Consider the following 18,962-nt stretch of genomic DNA (forward strand, 5'->3'; position numbering starts at 1 on the left):
ATGGAGATAAATGAATTTCAATCAGCGATTCTCCGGGGAATAGTGGATGGCCTCCCGGAGCCCTGGCCTTATGACGACTCGGTTAGTCATGCACCCCGGCGGAAGGACATATTAACCCTGCAGGAAAAACGCCTGGCTCTGAAAAACGCTTTGCGGTATTTTAAACCGGAGCATCACCAGGTACTTGCCGGGGAATTTGCCGAAGAACTGGAAAAATACGGCAGGATTTACATGTATAGGTTCAGACCTGCTTACGCGATGTATGCAAGGCCTGCCCGGGAATATCCGCATCATTCCATGCAGGCTGCCGCCATTATGCTCATGATCCAGAACAACCTCGACCCTGCCGTTGCCCAGCACCCCCATGAACTCATTACTTACGGCGGAAATGGGGCTGTTTTTCAAAACTGGGCCCAGTATTTGCTGACCATGAAATACCTGGCTGAAATGACCGATGGCCAGACCCTGGTTATTTACTCCGGCCACCCGCTGGGTTTATTCCCTTCCCACCCCGATGCTCCCCGGGCAGTGGTTACGAATGGCATGGTCATTCCGAATTACTCGAGCCAGGACCATTGGGAAAAGTTCAATGCCCTTGGCGTTTCGCAATATGGCCAGATGACAGCCGGTTCTTATATGTACATTGGCCCCCAGGGGATAGTTCATGGCACAACAATCACGGTGCTTAATGCAGGGAGAAGGTTAAATAGTGAAGATGGAAGCCTTGCAGGCAAAGTTTTTGTGACTTCAGGCCTGGGCGGTATGTCGGGCGCGCAGGCTAAAGCTGCCGTGATCGCTGGTGCAATAGGAGTTCTCGCTGAAATCAACCCTATGGCAGTTGAAAAACGGCATTCACAGGGATGGGTCGATGAGGTTTACTACGACCTGGATGAACTTCTCACAAGAATTGAAAAGGCCAGGGCGGGTAAAGAAGCTGTGTCGCTTGCTTACCAAGGGAATGTTGTCGATTTGTGGGAGAAATTTGCCCAAGAGGATTTTAAGATCGAGCTGGGATCCGACCAGACTTCGCTTCATAATCCCTGGGCCGGGGGATATTACCCTGCCGGCTTGAGTTTCGGGGCATCCAACCGGATGATGGTTGAAAATCCTGATGGTTTCAAAGAAATGGTGAAAAAATCTTTGATACGCCAGGTGGCAGCTATTAATACCTTGTCTGCCAATGGAATGTATTTCTGGGATTACGGTAATGCTTTCCTGCTGGAATCAGGCAGGGCAGGAGCCGATGTTTTCAAAACCGACGGAACTTACCGTTACCAGTCTTACGTCCAGGACATTATGGGACCGATGTGCTTTGATTTTGGCTTCGGCCCGTTCCGCTGGGTCTGTACCTCGGGAAAACCGGAAGACCTTAAGATGACGGACCTTATTGCCGGCAATGTTCTGGAAGAATTGGCATCAGTTGCCCCAGCCGAGATCCGTCAGCAGCTTAACGATAACTTGTTGTGGATCAGGGCAGCAGAAGAAAACAAGCTGGTCGTCGGTTCGCAAGCCCGCATCCTTTACGCAGATGCGGAAGGCCGGATCAGGATCGCAGAAGCATTTAACCAGGCAATCAAAGAGGGGCGCATCTCCGCACCGGTTGTTTTAGGGCGCGATCATCATGATGTATCCGGGACTGACTCCCCTTACCGCGAAACATCGAATATTTATGACGGCTCCCAATTTACGGCCGATATGGCTGTGCAAAATGTAATCGGTGACGCTTTCCGCGGCGCTACATGGGTTTCCCTCCATAATGGCGGGGGTGTTGGCTGGGGTGAAGTGATCAACGGAGGCTTTGGCATGCTGCTGGATGGCTCTGCCGATGCTTCGCGACGTCTGAAAAACATGCTCTTCTGGGATGTGAACAATGGCATCGCCCGCCGAAGCTGGGCCAGGAACCAGGAAGCCGTTTACGCCATCAAAAGAGCAATGGAAACTGAACCGAAACTAAAAGTTACCTTGCCAAACATGGCAGATGAAAAGCTTATCGATCAGTTTTTTATTTGACGGTCAGCTTTCCGGTAAAGATCTTCCCGCCAACCATCACCTGGTACAGATACAGTCCTGGCTTCCACGAAGTCCAATCAAGCATGATCCCGTGCTTTCCTGCTTCCAGAATACCTTCATCTGTATTCATCATCACCGGTAAAAGTAATGGCCGGAAGGGAAACCAGTTCTTCATCCAGGTAATCCATCGATCCCGTCCATGCAAAGGTTTGAGGTGTGCCGGTGTTAACCTGGTAAATGATATCAACTGAGGTCATGGTAGTGCCTCCGACATTACGGATTTTCACTTCCGGTGTAAAGCTGCCACTGCAGGAAGTCTTTGGAAGATCAAACAATTGTTTAACCGTCGCATCGAATTCATATTCCGGAACAAAGTCAAGCAGGGGAAGTTTGGTTGCCTGGAAAATCTCTTTGGTGCTCTGGTCCTGGAGAAATATAACTACCTCACATTGTTCCGGAATCCAGCTGGGATCTACGGTAAACGGGATATCGAATTCCTGTGTATCACCGCCTGTAAAACTAACCGGTGTACCATTCTGGTTAGGGGCCATCAACCGGCATACCCAATTGACTTCGTCCATTCCCTGCCAGAATACTTCGATGTGCGATTCGGTGACAACAGTATGTAATTTGAGGTTTGTGCTTGTGTTAGAAGCCACTTTTACCAAAGTTATGTGAGCTGTGAAGTCAGTCAGACAGGTATGAGTACCCTCCACATCGATGGTGAAAGAGGATTGAATGGCCATTCGCTGGTTGACTTTGACAGAATACTGAGGAAACATGCTTTGCGTATTGCTTCCGCCGACAACCGCATTCAGCCCGTCGAAATAAGCGGTTGGAAAACCGGGCACGCCGTAATAACTGTTGCGTGCATTGGAATATGTATTAGCATAAGGATCGCCGTTATGATATTCAATAATGGCCACCTGGTATCCGTTCGCTATCAAATCATCGGCGCCCATTGCAGCTCCCGGGCAATACTGGCACCAGGTACCGGTCCCGATTTCAACTACTGCTTTATCGCGTGGAACCTGCTGGGCAACTGACATTAACGTGACCAGGAAAATAAAGATGAGTGTAAATAATTGCTTTTTCTTATTAGTAAAATGTATTTATTGTACAATAGTTAATTTTTGAGTGTGGATTTTTCCACCTATGGTCGTTTGAACCAGGTACAAACCTGGTTTTATATCTTCAATTGCTATCCTGATTGCCTGCGGACCGGCAGATAGCAAGCCACGTTTTTCAGTTTTGACTTGGCGTCCAACGAGGTCATAAACAGCAATGCTTACTTTTTCATTATTAAAAATGAAAAAATAGAGGTTGATGTAAGATGTTGCAGGGTTTGGATAAATATTGACGTTGGTTTCGCCTTCTTTTTCGGTAATCCCGACTTGTGTATTCACTTCAAAATAAGCGGAATCAATAGAACCAAAGGTAGTCCCGGTTTTAATATAGTTATTGCTGCCATAATATAATGCATAAAATCCCGGGATAACCAGGCCATCACCGCCGCTATCATAAATTTTAAAGATGTAACATTCAACATCTTCAAGTTGAAATGTCTCCTGGTAGATAGTGGTGGGATTGGCATAAGGCCCGCCTGAATAAACAACTTCACCAACTGAATTGAGGATTTCCCAGGTATTTTGCTGCGGATTGGCGTCAGTGCGCATCATGAGCTTCACGGTGAGAGGCGTAATCATCGCCCGTTCAAACATTTGGATCAGTGTGTCGTTTTTCGTGTACTCATCAGGCGAGCCGTTGGGATTGACCGAATAAGTATAGAAGTTGTTTTCATCAAGGATCTCAAAACCGGTCTGAGGCAGTATTAACTCAGTTGATTCCATAAAATCCAGGTTACCTGACCAGGGATATATATAGGTCGTTTCATCATTAATACGGTAATAAATGTCGACATTGGTCAATAGATTCGCACCGTTATTACGGATGGTGATTTTCGGCTCTATGGTGCCAAGACAGTTAGTTTCATTGATGTTCGATATCCCTATAAGATTAACTTCATTGTTGTAAAGCGGTGTCAGTGGGTCAGTGCTGCTATTCCCTGCCTGGTGGACCTCTTTGCTGGAATTGTTTTGAATGAAGCCTACCACGCCGATTTCATCCATATCATAGATGTTCTGCAAATGCCATGAGCCTTGCAGAATGAGGTAGTCGCCTGCCTGAAAAGAAGAGGGGAGGGGTGTTCCATCCTGATCGGGGACCATCTTTTTCATCACATCCAGGAAGTTTTTTTCTCCATTGGTCCCTGGTGGCGAAGAGAAGTTAATATGTTTCTCAACAACAACCATATGCGCAAGCAGGTTTCCACTGACGGCAGCCGTGGCTTCGATCATCATGTCGATGTAAATACTATCCTGATCCGGTGAAATACGGTGACTGAGAAAAATATTAAAAGGTGATGGAATGGCTGCATATTCATCAATAAGTGCCTGGGTATACCCATGAGGTCCGCCGGGATAACCGAATGTCGGGCCATTGGGGATATCCCCGTCAATGCATGCGGTAGGCACGCCATTAATCCCATAGTAAGCTACCCTGGCAAGGTTTTCCACCGTATTGTGGTTATACATCGGGTCATATCCGGGATAATACCAATGGTATTTGATGGCTGTCAGCTTGTCACGGTTCTGGTTAAGAAGAATGTCGAAAGCGGGATTTTGTGAAGCGCAGGGGCCGCATGAAGCATTGGTTGCTTCTTCAATAAGAACTAACCTGGCGGATTGTGCCTGAGAAAAGGATGACAATCCAACAACTAATGAGATTAAGATGTAAAACTTTTTCATTGGTATGATTTTTGAATTCATAAAGGGTGTAAAAATAAGAATAATTTCGTCGTTATTAAATAAAGAATCTTAGATATTTGAAGGATAATCTATGACTATTCTGCGAAAATCTGCGTAATCTGTAGTGAATAATTTCAATAGATACACAACTTTTTGTAATATTGCAATTCTAAAAAATAAACTATAAAAACCTGATTACTATGAAGAAACTTGTACTCTCACTACTATGCTTAACACTTTTTTCCGGCATTTTTGCCCAAAGTTTGTTATTAACTGATCAAAATGGAGTGAGCATTAATGCGGGTGCGACAATCCAGTTTCTCGGTGATCCGACCGATGAAGTCATCCAGGCTATTGTTTATGTGAAAAATATTTCAGATGTGACTAAAGATGTCAAGGTGAAAAAAATTATTAACCAGGGAGATACCCTTACAGGGACAGTTAATACTTTCTGCTGGTATTTGTGTTACGCTGATACTACTTACGTGAGCCCATATGCACAGACCATTCAGCCTGACTCCAGCAAGCAGTTTTCTGGTGATTATAACCCGGATACCATTCCCGGGATTTCAAAAATCATGTACGTCTTTTTCGATGTCAACAATAACAATGACTCTGTTGCGGTGGTGGTTGAATACAATGGAAGCCCTGCCTCAGTCAGAGATGACCTGATCAGCCTCGTGAAGTTTTCAGATGCTTATCCTAACCCAGCGATTAATACAGTTAATGTGGATTACACCATTCCTGAATCTGTTAATGAGGCCACGATCGCTATAACAAATATGCTGGGCTCAAAAGTTAAAGAGATAACCTTGAGCAATCACTCCGGGAAGGCCCGGATTCCGGTATTCGACCTTATCAATGGCATTTACTTTTATTCTCTTATGGCTGATGACCAGTTGATACTTACCCGGAAATTCGTGGTAAGGCGATAAAACAAGGCCGTTATTTAGGAGTGGCAACCAAATCAAAGTGCTGCCAGTTCATCATTTCAGAATGATTATTTATACAGGTCGGCTTGGTTTCTTCATTAAAGCCTTCCAGTTTTTGGATCGAATAATTGAGACTAGCTAAAATATCATACAATTCGGACCTTTCTTCAGGGGTCAGGTTCTTGTTACATTCAGAAATAATATTTGGCTTATAGGCCATCAAAAGAGGCTTTAAACTTTTAATTATTTCTTTATCGTAACCTTCTGTGTCAATTTTTATCAGCGATAATTCCGGCAGCAATTTCCCGTATTCTGACCTGAAAAAAACTTCTGGATTTTTCCCCTTGACTTTCAAAACGTGGTTATGGCCATGTTTTTGGTTTTTAATACTTTGAAAAAATCCCCCATTACAATATGAAGCATCTGAATAATTAAATTCGAATTCTCCGTCGTGATCAGTGGCAGCAAAACAAAGCGGAACAATGTTGATTTTGCTTTTATTTAATTCCGAATTTTTTTGAAGGATTTTGAAAACATGCGGATTCGGCTCCAGGGCTAAAACAGTCCCTTTCGGGCCAATCGCTAAAGCCATTGGTATGGTTGTGTCTCCGGTATGAGCTCCTATATCAATGGCTAAACCGCCACTTTTTGAATAATGCCTGAAAAAATTAACCATGCTTTGCGTAATTAATTTAGGTTGCTCATAAGGATGCAACCACTGGGCATACTCAATTTTTCCTTCTTGTTTAAGATCAAAAGTTTTTATTTGAAATCCATAATCATGAAGCGACCTTTTGGATTTCAGTTTTTCAATTTTCTTTTTGACCGAATCGATAAATATCATATTGTACCCCTTTGAAAGGAGGCAAATATAAACATTTATCAGCTTATGATTTTAATATTGAAAGCTCCGCTGTTAGTAGTGCCCATGATAGACAACCACAACGGCAGAATCATTTCTGTCCCCCTGGCAGTTTTAATGTCGCCAAGGTCAATGATGTTTTTTTCTATCCAGCCAAAGCTTTTCAAGATCAGGGCAACCTGTTTCTTCGCATCGGCATCATTGCCGCTCATGAAAGCATTATGATCGCCGTCTTTAAGCATAGCCGGGTTAACCATTAATCCGCACCACATCGTGTGAAGAGTTTTTACGACTTTCATACCAGGAAATGTCTTTTGAATTTCCTCTGCTAATGAGTTAGTGTTGCAGACTGATAAAGTAGGGGGCATGCCTTGCGAAAAATCAAGAGGATTAGAAATGTCAACGAGAATTTTACCATTAAGATTATTTTCCCCTGTACTTTTTAAGATGTTAATTGATTCCATGCCTTTCGTACAGTTAAAAACAATTTCCCCGAATGCGGCGGCATCTGCAAAAGTGCCGGCACTGGCTTTTCCATGGGGGTGTTTTGAAACAAAAGCGGCGGCTTTTTCATTGCCGGCTGTCCGTGAACCCATCATAACTATATGACCCAATTCAATTAATTTTGAACCGATGATATCTCCTACCATACCTGTCCCTAATACTGCAATTTTCATATTTTATTTTTTATTATTAGGTTAATTATTATTCCTACGGAATAGTGACAGTTATTTATAAACTGGTTGGAACTAAACGCTTGAAAGGATCATTTGTTCGAGGATTTTTTAAGTAAAATTTCCGGGGAGGTGTCGAATTATCCAGCTATCGCAATGCCAATCAGTTTTCCAATGCCAAACGTAATTGCAGCGGCGGCTAATCCAAAAATTACCTGGCGGAACCCGGAAAACCAAATACTCTTTCCTGTAAATAATGTAATCGCCGAGCCGATTAAAAACAATCCGACTGAACTCACTATCACGCTGATGACTATAGCAGGCATACCATTCGTGAACATGAAAGGGAATACAGGAATGATGGCCCCGATACTAAACAAAACAAAAGAATAGATAGCAGCTTCAATAGCTGAGCCTTTTAATTCTTCGGCATTGATTCCAAGCTCTTCTTTGACGAGGATTTCATAGGCATGATCTTTGTCTTTCATTAATTCTGCTGCCATCTGATGGGCCTGCTCTTCCGGTATTCCTTTGGCCATATTGATAAGTGCCAGTTCTTTCATTTCGCCTTCAGGATTTGTTTCCAGCTCATCCATTTCCAATTGCATCTGGTTTTCATGCAATTCCTGGGAACTTTTTACAGATATCCATTCTCCCAAGGCCATCGACAGAGCGCCTGCCAGGAGTCCTGCAATCCCGGCCAGTAATACACCGGTCTGGCCTGAAGTTGCGCCTGCTATTCCCATTACTAAACTGAAGTTTGAAACCAGGCCATCGTTCCCACCCAGAACTGCAGCCCTTAATGCATTTCCGCCGACTGAACGGTGCCTGCTTTCGAATTTTGCGAAATTACTGCCTGTAACTTTTATTTCTTTTTCAAGAAGAGAACGGAGGATTATTACATGATTCGTTTCATTGCCTGTAATAACAATATTGTTTTTCTCCTTATTTGAAATAATAGCACTTGAAATGCTTTTTTCAGTATCCATTAATGCACCTAAGACATAATTATAGCCAAATATTTTTCCTATCACATTGAGTGTCCGGGCCTGTATAGAAGGGCCAGGTAATTCTGTCAGGCCCGTTTTGCTTGCCTTTGCAAATGCCCGGGCATGACTTGTCTCAATTTCACTCATTTGCCTGAATACATGGGCAACTGTTTCGTCTGACTCATTATCGGCAAGTTTTTGGTATAAAAAACTCGCGTCAATCTCGGTTTGCAGGTTTTTATTTTTCATTTATTTAGTAAAGAAGGGAAAATCAGTACTATAAGGCTTACAGACAAATTAATATTTCTCAAAGATAGGATCAGCTCAAGTATTTTGCCAGTATAATTGCATCAACAATTCCCAAAAAAAGCAAATAAGTATAAGGATTTGCACAATTTATTGTAAAACCCCTTATTCTGTCCTGCTTAGTCACGATGATCCTTTTATCTTTCTTATTAAAATAGAAAATCCCCCATTTGTAATTGTCAGGATCGTCAGCAGGATCATTCAGGTTTTGATTGCTAAAGTCTTTTTTCATACCTTTAAAGATAGTGGTTTTAAACTCTATTTCTAAACTAACATTGATTTTTCAACGATAAAAATTAAGACAAATTTACTATACTTGCCAAAAAAAAGAGATTGATCATGTGGGTATCGGGACCGATTTTGACGGTGGCGGTGGCCTTGCCGACTGCGAGGATGTTAGCCAATTGGGTAAAATCACCCTTGAGCTTGTCAAACGTGGCTACACGGAAAAGGATATCCGTAAAATATGGGGTGGCAATATAATGCGTGTTATGCGCCAGGTGCAGCATATGAATCTCTGAAAAGCCTTGTTGCCAGAAATAAAAAAAAAGGTGCCTCAATTTTGAGGCACCTTTTTTTAAAGATTAATGTTTTGTGCTTATATTAAGATAACTTAACATTTACTGCATTTAATCCTTTTTTTCCTTCCTGAAGCTCAAAGGTTACTTTATCGTTTTCTTTGATCTCATCTTTTAATCCCGATACATGTACAAAGTATTCCTTGTCCGATGCATCGTCTTTAATAAAACCGAATCCTTTTGAATCATTAAAGAATTTTACTGTTCCTGTGTTCATAATGTATTGTAATTATTAATTTTGGCAAAGATACAACTTTTTATTTATATACTTACTTTATCTTCAATAAATTAAATTTTTCTTTTTTTAGTGCCTGTTTTAAAGGTTTTATATAATCTTTTAATACCAAAGTCAAAGTTAATCGGGAAAAGTGATCAGTTTTTCCAGCACCCCCAGGTTTACGGAATTTTCATGAAAACTCCCCATCCAGCGAATACAACGATTGGCATCAAGGGGTATTCCGATTACCGGGATATTGTATTTTTGACATTTTCTCATTCCCCATACTAATTCCGGGATACATGCAATACCTAAGATCCCCAGTGTTTCATTGGTTTTGATTAATGATTTCGCCTTCTTCTTCAGATTTCCGCCCATCCATATGTAAGCATTGATGTTGTTATCGTTTAAAAGGCGGCTTATATGATTCTGGTAGCAGATCTTTGAGCAATGTTTGCACCGGTAATCGAAACCATCACTGGATGCTTTACAGTCTGCCTTAAAATCTCTTAAGTAATGGGGGAGAAGGGCTATTTTTTTATCAGTATTCCTGAATCCGTTTGTGTATAACCGGTTAGTCAACTCAATTTCCAGCATATAAATGTGATATTGCAATTTTGTCGTTCTCAGCCTTCTGTCCCAGGATTTTAAAACAGGTAAACTCCTCAAATGTTCATCCACTTTCTCTGTATAATCAGGCAAAAATTTGTTCAGGAGATGGAGAATAAATGAAATCAATGTAGAATTTTCCTCTTTAACGCTGATTCTCTCTAAAAGACGCCTCTTGCTGCTATACGACTGAATAATCTGTAAAACACATTTTATATCGTCACATCTTTCCAATACACTTTCAGCCAAATTTTCAATTTTCTGGTAATAATGCGAACTTGTATCGCTTTTACCAAAAAGGGTATAGGTCTTCCCGTGAATCGGAGTATATGTCAATGGGAATATAAAGTTTGCCATTTATAACCGGATTTTCTATTTTTTCCGAAATCCATAACCATGCCACGATTCCTCCATGCCTCCAAGCTTCCATGCTTTGAACAACCAACTTTCATTTTCACACAAGGAAGTACAGCTATTTATCACTTTATTGACTACTTTTGCAGGCCTTTTAATGAATTATTATCCTGATAAGCGGCAAAGTAACTTTTCTATTATTCACACATCAGATTAATTATTAAATGATTACAGTATCGGATCTTGGCATCCAATTTGGGAAGCGTATATTATTCCAGGATGTCAATATTAAATTTACTCCTGGCAATTGTTACGGAATTATTGGCGCCAATGGCGCAGGGAAATCCACATTTCTGAAAGTGCTCTGTGGAGAAGTGGAAAGTACGAAAGGGACCATGGCATTCGGGGCAGGTGAGCGTTTATCCGTGCTTAAGCAAAACCACTCAGAATTTGACGATTATACAGTGCTCAATACTGTTTTAATGGGGCACTCGCAATTGTGGGAGATTGCGAATGAAAAAGACAGCATTTATGCCAAACCTGAATTTTCAGAAGAAGATGGGGCAAGGGCTGCCGATTTAGAAATGAAATTCGCGGAAATGGATGGCTGGAATGCTGAGAGTAATGCTGCCAGTCTTTTAAGTGGTCTTGGAATAAAAGAAGGGCTTCATGACAAGTTAATGAAAGAATTAAACGGAAAAGACAAGGTAAAAGTGCTATTAGCCCAGGCTCTTTTTGGAAAGCCTGATAATCTGCTATTGGATGAACCTACCAATGACCTTGATCTCGAAACGGTAAGCTGGCTGGAGAATTACCTTTCAAATTTTGATAATACGGTATTAGTAGTTTCACATGACCGGCACTTTTTGGATGCGATATGCACACATACGGTAGACATTGATTTTAATAAAATTCAACTTTTTGCCGGGAACTATAGTTTCTGGTATGAATCGAGCCAGTTGGCCCTAAGGCAGCTTCAAAATCAAAATAAAAAAGCGGAGGAGAGGAAGAAAGAATTGCTGGAATTTATTGCCCGTTTCAGTGCCAATGCTTCCAAATCCAAACAGACTACGAGTCGTAAAAAGATGATTGAAAAGCTTAATATCGAAGAAATTAAGCCCTCAACACGAAAATACCCCGGCATTATTTTTACACCAGGGCGGGAACCCGGAAATATCATCCTGGAAGTAAAAGGGCTTTCCAAACGCCTTGATGGCGAATTGCTGTTTAAAGATCTCAGTTTTACCATGCAGAAGAATGATAAAATTGTCTTTCTTTCACAGAATACACGGGCCATGACAGCACTTTTTGAAGTCATCAAAGGCCACATCGAACCTGACCGTGGTTCATATACCTGGGGACAAACGATTGTAAAAGCATATTTACCGCTTGAATATGAGGAATTATTTAATACGGATATCAGCATCACTGATTGGCTGGGCCAATTTTCAGAAGACACCAGCGAAATGTATCTCAGGGGCTTTTTGGGCAAAATGCTGTTTTCAGGGGATGAGATCTATAAAAAGGCGAGTGTGCTTTCGGGAGGTGAAAAAGTCCGTTGTATGATTGCGCGCATGATGATACGTAATGCCAATGTGATGATACTGGATACACCCACCAATCACCTTGACCTCGAATCCATCCAGGCATTTAACAACACACTTGTTAAATTCAAAGGTAACGTCCTAATGTCATCGCACGATCATGAGTTTATTCAAACGGTGTGTAACCGGATTATTGAGATCGGGCCAAAAGGTATGATTGATAAGATCATGGATTATGACGATTATGTCACGGATGAAAAACTGAAAGAATTGCGCAGCAAATTGTATTAAGCCTGACGATCAGCAACTCATTTCACCTGCATTTTTCTTGGCTGAAAGCAGGTTGTATGCGCCTTTTATAACGACTTTGCTGGTTTTAATGTCGAATCCATCAGGCAATACCACTTCGGTATATCCGCCATCAGTAACACCTTTATGTACCTCTATCATCCGGTATTCGGTAAATTGCTTTTCGTTTTCTTCTTTGTTTTTGTCGAAAATAAAAATGTAATCCTTATCGTCGAAATTTACGATAGCTTCGGAAGGCAGGGTGGTTACTTCATTACTTGACGCTTCTATTATAGCATTCACATACATTCCGGGAAAGATGTTTTTACAAATACCTGTTACGCTTGCATAAACCTTATAGGTTTTATCGTTGCTGATTGATTTCCCGGTTTGGTATATTACAGCTTCGTGCTGTTCTGTTTCGTTATTGATAAAGAAGCGTATTTTCTGACCTTCGGATACCTTATCGGCATCTTTTTCAAACAGGGTTAGTTCAAGAAAAAGCTTATCGCTGTTTATTATCTCAAATAAAACGTCAGATGGGGCAACAAACTTGCCGATATTTACATTTACAGTATTCACATACCCTGAAATGGGCGAAACTACAGCAACGGAACGGCTGATATCGTCTTCCTGCAAGTTTGACGGATTGATGCCGATAAGCGCAAGTTTCTGTTCCAATGCTTTCACCAGTGCTTTGAGACTTTTGTAATCAACTGTAACCTGTTGCAGGTTTTTTTGCGAATATACATCTTCCTTGTAAAGTTCGGTGTGCCTTATATATTCGGCTTCGGCGTATTCGAGCTTATTTTTTGCTTCCAGGTAATTTTGTTGAATGTCAACAAACTCCAGATTTTCGAGAATAGCCAGTGTTTGTCCTTTACTCACTGCATTGCCGGGCATTAGGGAGATGCTTTTTACAAATCCTCCCAATGGCATACATACTGTTGCGAGGTTTTGGGGCGCAACGGTAACAACCCCGCTCACTTTTAATTCTCCGCTCAGCGATCGCATTTCAATTGACCCTGTTTCGATATTGGCAAATTTAATCTGGTCATCCCTTAACTCGACAATATCATCGGGGAGTATTTCTACTTCTTTGTTTTCGGCTCCGTTATTTTCACCTCCGTTGCATGATACTAATACTATAAAGAAGGTTGAAATAATGGTGGTTGATATGAAACTATATTTTGTCATAATAATACTGGTTTAGAAGATTTTACCTGTAATAAATTCAATGTTAATGATGGTTTGGTTATAGCTGTTCAACGCATCGAGATAATTTTGTTTTATGTCCAAAGCCCTGTTAAGGTTCAATACGTAATCGAGGTAATCCATTGCTCCGGCCTTATAAATTCGGGTGGCTTGATCGATTATCAGATCGGCTTCAGGAACAGCCTGCTTTTCGTAATACTCCACGCTGTTGTTGTATTTAGCGTATTCACCCATTAACGAACGGTAATCGCCAGAAAGCGACTGACAGTAATAATTGGCGTTTGTTTGTGCAACCTGTTCTTTCAGCGCAGCTGCTTTTGTTTTAGATGTAAAAGGAACAAACCACAGTGGAATAGCAATTCCTGCCTGAAAGCCCGTGAATCGGTCGCCTGCACCAAATATGCGGGGTATTCCATTCACCTCCTGGATACCCTGCATGGTTTGGCTGAAATAACCGATGCTGAAATCGGGCATCATGCGGCTCCGCTCCAGTTTCTTTTCAAAGCGTGATATTTCAACCTGTTGTTGCACGTATCCTACCGAAGGATTACCGGCTATTGCCGTACTATCTTCATTCAGGGAAAAATCGACACGATGCAGCACGGTATCGGCAGGGCATATAGCAGATTCAGTATTTAAAAGCGTTTGCAGCTTCTGGTTATAAATGACCAGATCGGCTCTTACCTGTTGCAACTGGTTTTTAACTTCGAGGCTTTGCGACCGGGCGGTAATCATTTCCAGTCGGTTTGTTTCGCCTGTTAATGCCCTTAATTCGGCGGCCCTGAGAAAGCCTGAATATAAACTATCCTGGTAGGTAAACAGCTTTTGTTTTGAATAAAGGTAAGCCAGTTGCCAGTATACTTGCTTTACCTGGGTGGCAATTTCGAGTTGTGATGCCTTCAATTGCCATTCGCTGCTTTTCACATTCGCATTGGTGAGTTTGTGCTGGTTTATATAAGCCGTAGGGAAAGCAAACGACTGTGAAACGGTAAAGCTATTGTCTTTGGTGTATGAATTAAACTGCCCGTACTGGCCGTCGATCACCGTTTTAGGGATGTCCCACGATGAGCCTTTCAGGGCTTTCTGAACATCAACCGAATAAGCCGAAGAACGCACGGTCAGGTTACTGTCCAACGCCATCTGAACCGCTTGCTGCAAATTGATGGTTTTTGTTGGCTGTGCCTTTGTTGTATTGAAAAACGAAGAACCGGCAAGCAGAAACAATAGCAGGGCCAATTTTTTTAAAGGTTTCCGTTTGAAAGAAAACCTGAATTTACGTGAAGAAAAGATAATATAAAAGACAGGAAGAATAACTAAGGTTAAAAATGTAGCCGTTATAAGTCCGCCGATTACCACCGTTGCCAGCGGTTTTTGAACCTCGGCACCGGCAGAGGTTGACAATGCCATAGGAAGGAAACCTAGCGAAGCCACGGCAGCAGTCATGATTACAGGGCGTAAACGTATGTGTAAGCCCTTCAAAACCCGTTCTGTAATGTCGGTGATACCGTCTTTTTCGAGGCGGTTAAATTCGGCGATCAGCACGATACCATTTAACACTGCCACACCAAACAAAGCAATAAAGCCCACACCTGCCGAAATAGAAAAATTCATGCCCCGAAACCACAATGCAAACACACCGCCAATAGCCGACATGGGCACTGCTGTGAAGATTAACAGGGTTTGTTTTATCGAATGGAATGTGAAATACAGCAACACAAAAATCAAAAGTAAAGCCACCGGGACTGCAACAGATAACCTGGCTTTGGCAGCTTCAAGGTTTTGAAACTGACCGCCATACGTGAAATAGTAACCAGTTGGCAGTTGTATTTCTGTATCAATATTTTTTGTTACCTCCGCAATCACACTTTGAACATCGCGGTTACGGACGTTAAAACCAATGGTTATGCGGCGTTTGGTGTTTTCCCGTGAAACCTGGGCGGGGCCCGATTTTATTTCGATGTCGGCAATCTGTTCAAAAGGTATCTGCCCTCCATTGGGAAGGGCTACCGAAAGGTTTTTCACATCGTCGAGGCTTTGTCGGTAATCCTTATCTAAACGTACAACAAGCCCGAAACGCTTTTCTTCGTCAAACACAACTCCTGCCTGGCTGCCGGCAAAGGCAGTTCGCAGCACCCGGTTCACCTCACCAACCGAAAGGCCATATTGAGCCAGGCGGTCGCGGTCGTAATCCACTTGCACTTGCGCCAGTCCGGTAACTTTTTCCACGTTAATATCTTCAACGCCTTCAATATTCTGAATGATTTTTTCAACCTCAGCAGCCTTTTCAGCCAGGGTGTTCAGGTCGTCGCCGAATATTTTTACCGCGATGTCCTGCTTTGAACCGGACATAAATTCGTTAAACCGCATTTGAATAGGTTGCTGGAACTCGAATTTGACACCTGCAAGTAACACTAGTTTTTCTTCCATCTTCTCAACAAGCTCTTCGCGGGTTTTAGCGGTCGTCCACTCACTCTTGTCTTTGAGGGTAATTATATAATCGCCTGTTTCCATTGGCGTAGGGTCGGTAGGGATTTCGCCGGCACCGATTTTACAAACGGTATGCTTAATTTCAGGGAAATTGTCGAGCAGAATTTTATTGGCTTTTTCGACCATTTCGACTGTATGGCTGAGCGAGCCGCCCTGCAGGGTTATAACGCCTGCTGCAAGGTCCCCTTCCTCGAGCTGGGGTATGAATTCCCCGCCCAGGCGGGTAAATAGGAATAGGCTGAAAATGAACAAAAGAATGGCCGACACTGAAACAAGCAATTTCCGCCGGAGTGCAAAAGCAATTACAGGATTAAAGGCTTTCTGGAACCAATCCATTAGCCTGTCGGAAAAATTGGGTTTGCGTTCGGTCCTTTTGCTCAGGAACAAAGCCGAAGCCATCGGTACATAAGTAAGGGAAAGAATGGCAGCGCCCAGCAAGGCAAACGTTACCACCTGCGCCATCGGCCGGAACATTTTACCCTCTATTCCCACCAATGCCATAATGGGTAGATAAACAATCAGGATGATGATTTGCCCGAAAGTGGCCGAACTCATCATGCGTTTGGCCGACTCAAACACATTTTCGTCCATTTGCTGTTGCGAAAGCCTATTAATGCCCTGATGGTGGTGCTTGCTCATAAATAATCGATGGACCGCGCTTTCGACTATAATAACCGCCCCGTCTACGATAAGTCCGAAGTCGATGGCTCCCAGGCTCATCAGGTTTCCGGATACGCCGAAGAGGTTCATGAGCGACAGGGCAAAAAGCATTGAAAGAGGTATTACCGAAGCCACAATAAGCCCTGCACGAAGGTTGCCCAGCAGCAACACGAGAATGAAAACGACGATCAATGCTCCTTCGATCAGATTTTTAGAGACAGTGCCAATGGCACGTCCCACGAGGTCTGAACGATTCAGGAAAGGTTCAATTTTAACTCCTTTAGGCAACGACTTTTGAATGGAAAGAATGCGTGTCTCAACATCATCTATTACTTCATGGCCATTTGCACCTTTCAGCATCATGACGACACCACCGACTGCTTCGGAAGTGTCAACAACGAATGCCCCGTATCGGGTTGCACTGCCATATTGAACCGTTGCCACATCCCTGATCAATACCGGGATGCCCGAGGAATTGTTCTTTACTACAATCTTCTCGATGTCCTCCAGGGTTTTAACAAGTCCAATACCGCGAATGAAATAAGCAGTCGGTTTCTTGTCAATATATGCGCTTCCGGTGTTTTCGTTGTTTTTTTCGAGCGCATCAAAAATATCGGTAAGTGTCAGGTTCATTCCCCTGAGCCTTTCGGGGTTTACGGCAATTTCGTATTGTTTCACGAAGCCACCATAACTATTAATGTCCGCCACGCCGGGAGTGCCAAGCATTTCACGGCGTACAACCCAGTCCTGGATCGTGCGCAGGTCCATTGTGGTGTATTTTTTCTCAAATCCCTTATCAACAGCAAGACGATATTGGTAAATTTCTCCCAATCCGGAAGAAATTGGTGCAAGCTCTATTTTTGCAAGTCCGGCAGGGATTACATCCTCGGCTTCTTTGAGGCGCTCGCTCAACTGTTGCCTTGCCCAGTAAACATCAACGTCGTCTTTAAATACAACGGTTATGACCGACAACCCTAACCGGGAAATAGAGCGTAGCTCAATAATATCCGGGATATTGGCTATGGCTACTTCTATGGGTGCAGTAATGAAGCTTTCGACTTCCTGCACTGCGAGCGATGGTGCGAGTACGATCACCTGTACCTGGTTGTTGGTGATGTCGGGGATGGCGTCAATGGGCAAACGGGTTAATGAATAAGTTCCCCAGCCGATCAAGGCCAATACAAATAGACCAACAATAAATTTATTCTTAATCGAAAAATGAATGATGCGTTCTATCATAAAATAATGCTATAAAAAAGTTAATATATGCATTTACAGGTTTCCGGGTGCCGGTAACCATAAATGAAAATAACATAAAAAGTGCTGTATCAGCTTATTTTAGGCGGTTGCCAGATTCTGGTAAAAAGGGAAGAAACGTAAGATACTGAATTGTCAATTACCCATTTTTGCGGAATTGGGGAGTAATTGAATTGAATAATATTATATTGATACAAGACCGGTGAAGTACAGCAATCGCATGAACAAAAAGGCGAGCAGTGGTCAAAGCCATCATGATGGCAGTCAGCTGTGCTTTGGGATAGTTCAGTTTTCTGCAATTTATTATCCTTTGGAGCATCAACACATGGAATGATAGTGAGAAACAAAATGTAAAGGGATAATATGGAAGCAAATAATTTCATAAATCAGGCTGCAAATATAAACGATAATGCATCCGACATATATACTAATCCTTAAAATCTTTCAAGTCAGCATAGCCTGTGTGCGGTTAAAAACACCGGCCGGCATTTGCGCTTTATTAGGGTGCGTAAAAAATTAGAGAACGGTTATTCCTAACTTCCGGCCTAGGCCTTCTTCAAATATTTTAAAAAGCGTTGACAATTGAATGTCAATTTTCCCATTTTCAATACGAGAGATATAGCTTTTTTTTGTACCAATTTTTTCGGCCAGGTCATCCTGGGTAAGGTGTGCAAGTTTTCTGGCTTCTTTTATCATTTCACCTATAATAAAAGCCCTTGAATTTTGTTCGAATTCATCTCTGGCAGGGCTTCCAAGCTTGCCATACTTGATATCCAATAATTCGTCGAATGTGGTTGCTTCCTTTATCTTTTTCATTTTTTAACTTTTTTCATCATAATTATTGATGCATTAACTTGAGGGCGAAATCAATTTCATTCTTTGGTGTCTTTTGGGTCTTTTTCTTAAAACCATTAAATAAGACAATAATTCTACCCTGATCAAAGCAACAGAATATTCTGTAGTTGTTATGCAGGTGATGGATTCTAATTTCAAAAAGCCCTTCTGTTCCATGAATATGCTTTAAAAATGTTTCTGGAACCATGTCCAATTTACTACTCCCCATTCTTTAGACCACGATTTTGCTTTTCTTAATTGAATTTATTAACTCTATTTGTATTGATATTGCTGTTAATTTCGGGAAATAACTCGAAGAGTTATTCTCGATATTAACAG

General features: G+C 42.2%; 16 protein-coding genes and 1 pseudogene. 4 read left to right on the forward strand and 13 right to left on the reverse strand.

Going from position 1 to position 18,962, the window contains the following annotated elements:
• Window positions 1–2,010: a urocanate hydratase gene (locus M0Q51_06150; protein MCK9399561.1), complete on the forward strand. Its 2,010-nt coding sequence runs from the start codon at window positions 1–3 to the stop codon at window positions 2,008–2,010.
• Here M0Q51_06150 and M0Q51_06155 read toward each other — a convergent pair.
• The 3 genes from M0Q51_06155 to M0Q51_06165 form a co-directional block, all read right to left on the reverse strand.
• Window positions 2,003–2,143, reverse strand: a complete 141-nt coding sequence (locus tag M0Q51_06155; protein ID MCK9399562.1) for a hypothetical protein — start codon at window positions 2,141–2,143, stop codon at window positions 2,003–2,005. The two genes, M0Q51_06150 and M0Q51_06155, sit on opposite strands and share 8 nt — an antisense overlap.
• Window positions 2,127–3,059, reverse strand: a complete 933-nt coding sequence (locus M0Q51_06160) for an Omp28-related outer membrane protein (GenBank protein MCK9399563.1) — start codon at window positions 3,057–3,059, stop codon at window positions 2,127–2,129. Before M0Q51_06160 ends, M0Q51_06155 begins: the two co-directional genes overlap by 17 nt.
• 63 nt (window positions 3,060–3,122) lie before the next feature.
• The gene (locus M0Q51_06165) at window positions 3,123–4,817 is read right to left on the reverse strand and encodes a T9SS type A sorting domain-containing protein (protein ID MCK9399564.1); all 1,695 of its coding nucleotides are present in this window, start codon (window positions 4,815–4,817) and stop codon (window positions 3,123–3,125) included.
• Between the two features lie 200 nt (window positions 4,818–5,017).
• On the opposite strand from M0Q51_06165, the gene M0Q51_06170 reads away from it, so the two are divergent.
• The gene (locus tag M0Q51_06170; GenBank protein MCK9399565.1) at window positions 5,018–5,752 is read left to right on the forward strand and encodes a T9SS type A sorting domain-containing protein; all 735 of its coding nucleotides are present in this window, start codon (window positions 5,018–5,020) and stop codon (window positions 5,750–5,752) included.
• 10 nt (window positions 5,753–5,762) lie between these two features.
• Here M0Q51_06170 and M0Q51_06175 read toward each other — a convergent pair whose 3' ends face one another.
• The 4 genes from M0Q51_06175 to M0Q51_06190 all read right to left on the reverse strand — a co-directional run bounded on the left by M0Q51_06175 (window position 5,763) and on the right by M0Q51_06190 (window position 8,812).
• Window positions 5,763–6,593, reverse strand: coding sequence for an FkbM family methyltransferase (locus tag M0Q51_06175; GenBank protein MCK9399566.1), 831 nt, complete (start codon window positions 6,591–6,593; stop codon window positions 5,763–5,765).
• Window positions 6,594–6,631: 38 nt separating this feature from the next.
• The gene (locus M0Q51_06180) at window positions 6,632–7,288 is read right to left on the reverse strand and encodes an NAD(P)-binding domain-containing protein (GenBank protein ID MCK9399567.1); all 657 of its coding nucleotides are present in this window, start codon (window positions 7,286–7,288) and stop codon (window positions 6,632–6,634) included.
• Between the two features lie 137 nt (window positions 7,289–7,425).
• Window positions 7,426–8,523 (reverse strand): VIT1/CCC1 transporter family protein, encoded by a 1,098-nt coding sequence (locus M0Q51_06185; protein MCK9399568.1) that lies wholly within the window; start codon window positions 8,521–8,523, stop codon window positions 7,426–7,428.
• 70 nt (window positions 8,524–8,593) lie between these two features.
• Entirely contained in the window at window positions 8,594–8,812 is a 219-nt protein-coding gene (locus M0Q51_06190; protein MCK9399569.1) for a hypothetical protein, read from the reverse strand.
• Window positions 8,813–8,912: 100 nt separating this feature from the next.
• On the opposite strand from M0Q51_06190, the pseudogene M0Q51_06195 reads away from it, so the two are divergent.
• A pseudogene (locus M0Q51_06195) lies at window positions 8,913–9,101 on the forward strand (dipeptidase).
• 82 nt (window positions 9,102–9,183) lie between these two features.
• On the opposite strand, the gene M0Q51_06200 reads toward M0Q51_06195, so the two are convergent.
• Together M0Q51_06200 and M0Q51_06205 are read right to left on the reverse strand one after the other, a co-directional pair.
• Window positions 9,184–9,375, reverse strand: a complete 192-nt coding sequence (locus tag M0Q51_06200) for a cold shock domain-containing protein (protein ID MCK9399570.1) — start codon at window positions 9,373–9,375, stop codon at window positions 9,184–9,186.
• 138 nt (window positions 9,376–9,513) lie between these two features.
• Window positions 9,514–10,341: a DUF116 domain-containing protein gene (locus tag M0Q51_06205; protein MCK9399571.1), complete on the reverse strand. Its 828-nt coding sequence runs from the start codon at window positions 10,339–10,341 to the stop codon at window positions 9,514–9,516.
• Window positions 10,342–10,562: 221 nt separating this feature from the next.
• On the opposite strand from M0Q51_06205, the gene M0Q51_06210 reads away from it, so the two are divergent.
• Window positions 10,563–12,173: an ATP-binding cassette domain-containing protein gene (locus M0Q51_06210; GenBank protein ID MCK9399572.1), complete on the forward strand. Its 1,611-nt coding sequence runs from the start codon at window positions 10,563–10,565 to the stop codon at window positions 12,171–12,173.
• Between the two features lie 9 nt (window positions 12,174–12,182).
• Here the strand turns inward: M0Q51_06210 and M0Q51_06215 are convergent, their stop codons facing one another.
• From M0Q51_06215 to M0Q51_06230, 4 genes are all read right to left on the reverse strand, one after another.
• Window positions 12,183–13,367, reverse strand: a complete 1,185-nt coding sequence (locus tag M0Q51_06215; protein ID MCK9399573.1) for an efflux RND transporter periplasmic adaptor subunit — start codon at window positions 13,365–13,367, stop codon at window positions 12,183–12,185.
• 12 nt (window positions 13,368–13,379) lie between these two features.
• Window positions 13,380–17,771, reverse strand: coding sequence for a CusA/CzcA family heavy metal efflux RND transporter (locus M0Q51_06220; GenBank protein MCK9399574.1), 4,392 nt, complete (start codon window positions 17,769–17,771; stop codon window positions 13,380–13,382).
• Window positions 17,772–18,305: 534 nt separating this feature from the next.
• Entirely contained in the window at window positions 18,306–18,605 is a 300-nt protein-coding gene (locus M0Q51_06225; protein ID MCK9399575.1) for a helix-turn-helix domain-containing protein, read from the reverse strand.
• 22 nt (window positions 18,606–18,627) lie between these two features.
• On the reverse strand, window positions 18,628–18,831 hold the full coding sequence (locus tag M0Q51_06230; GenBank protein MCK9399576.1) for a type II toxin-antitoxin system RelE/ParE family toxin: 204 nt from the start codon (window positions 18,829–18,831) through the stop codon (window positions 18,628–18,630).
• Window positions 18,832–18,962 lie beyond the last annotated feature (131 nt).

This window comes from Bacteroidales bacterium (assembly GCA_023229505.1).
Taxonomy (GTDB): Bacteria; Bacteroidota; Bacteroidia; order Bacteroidales; family JAGOPY01; genus JAGOPY01.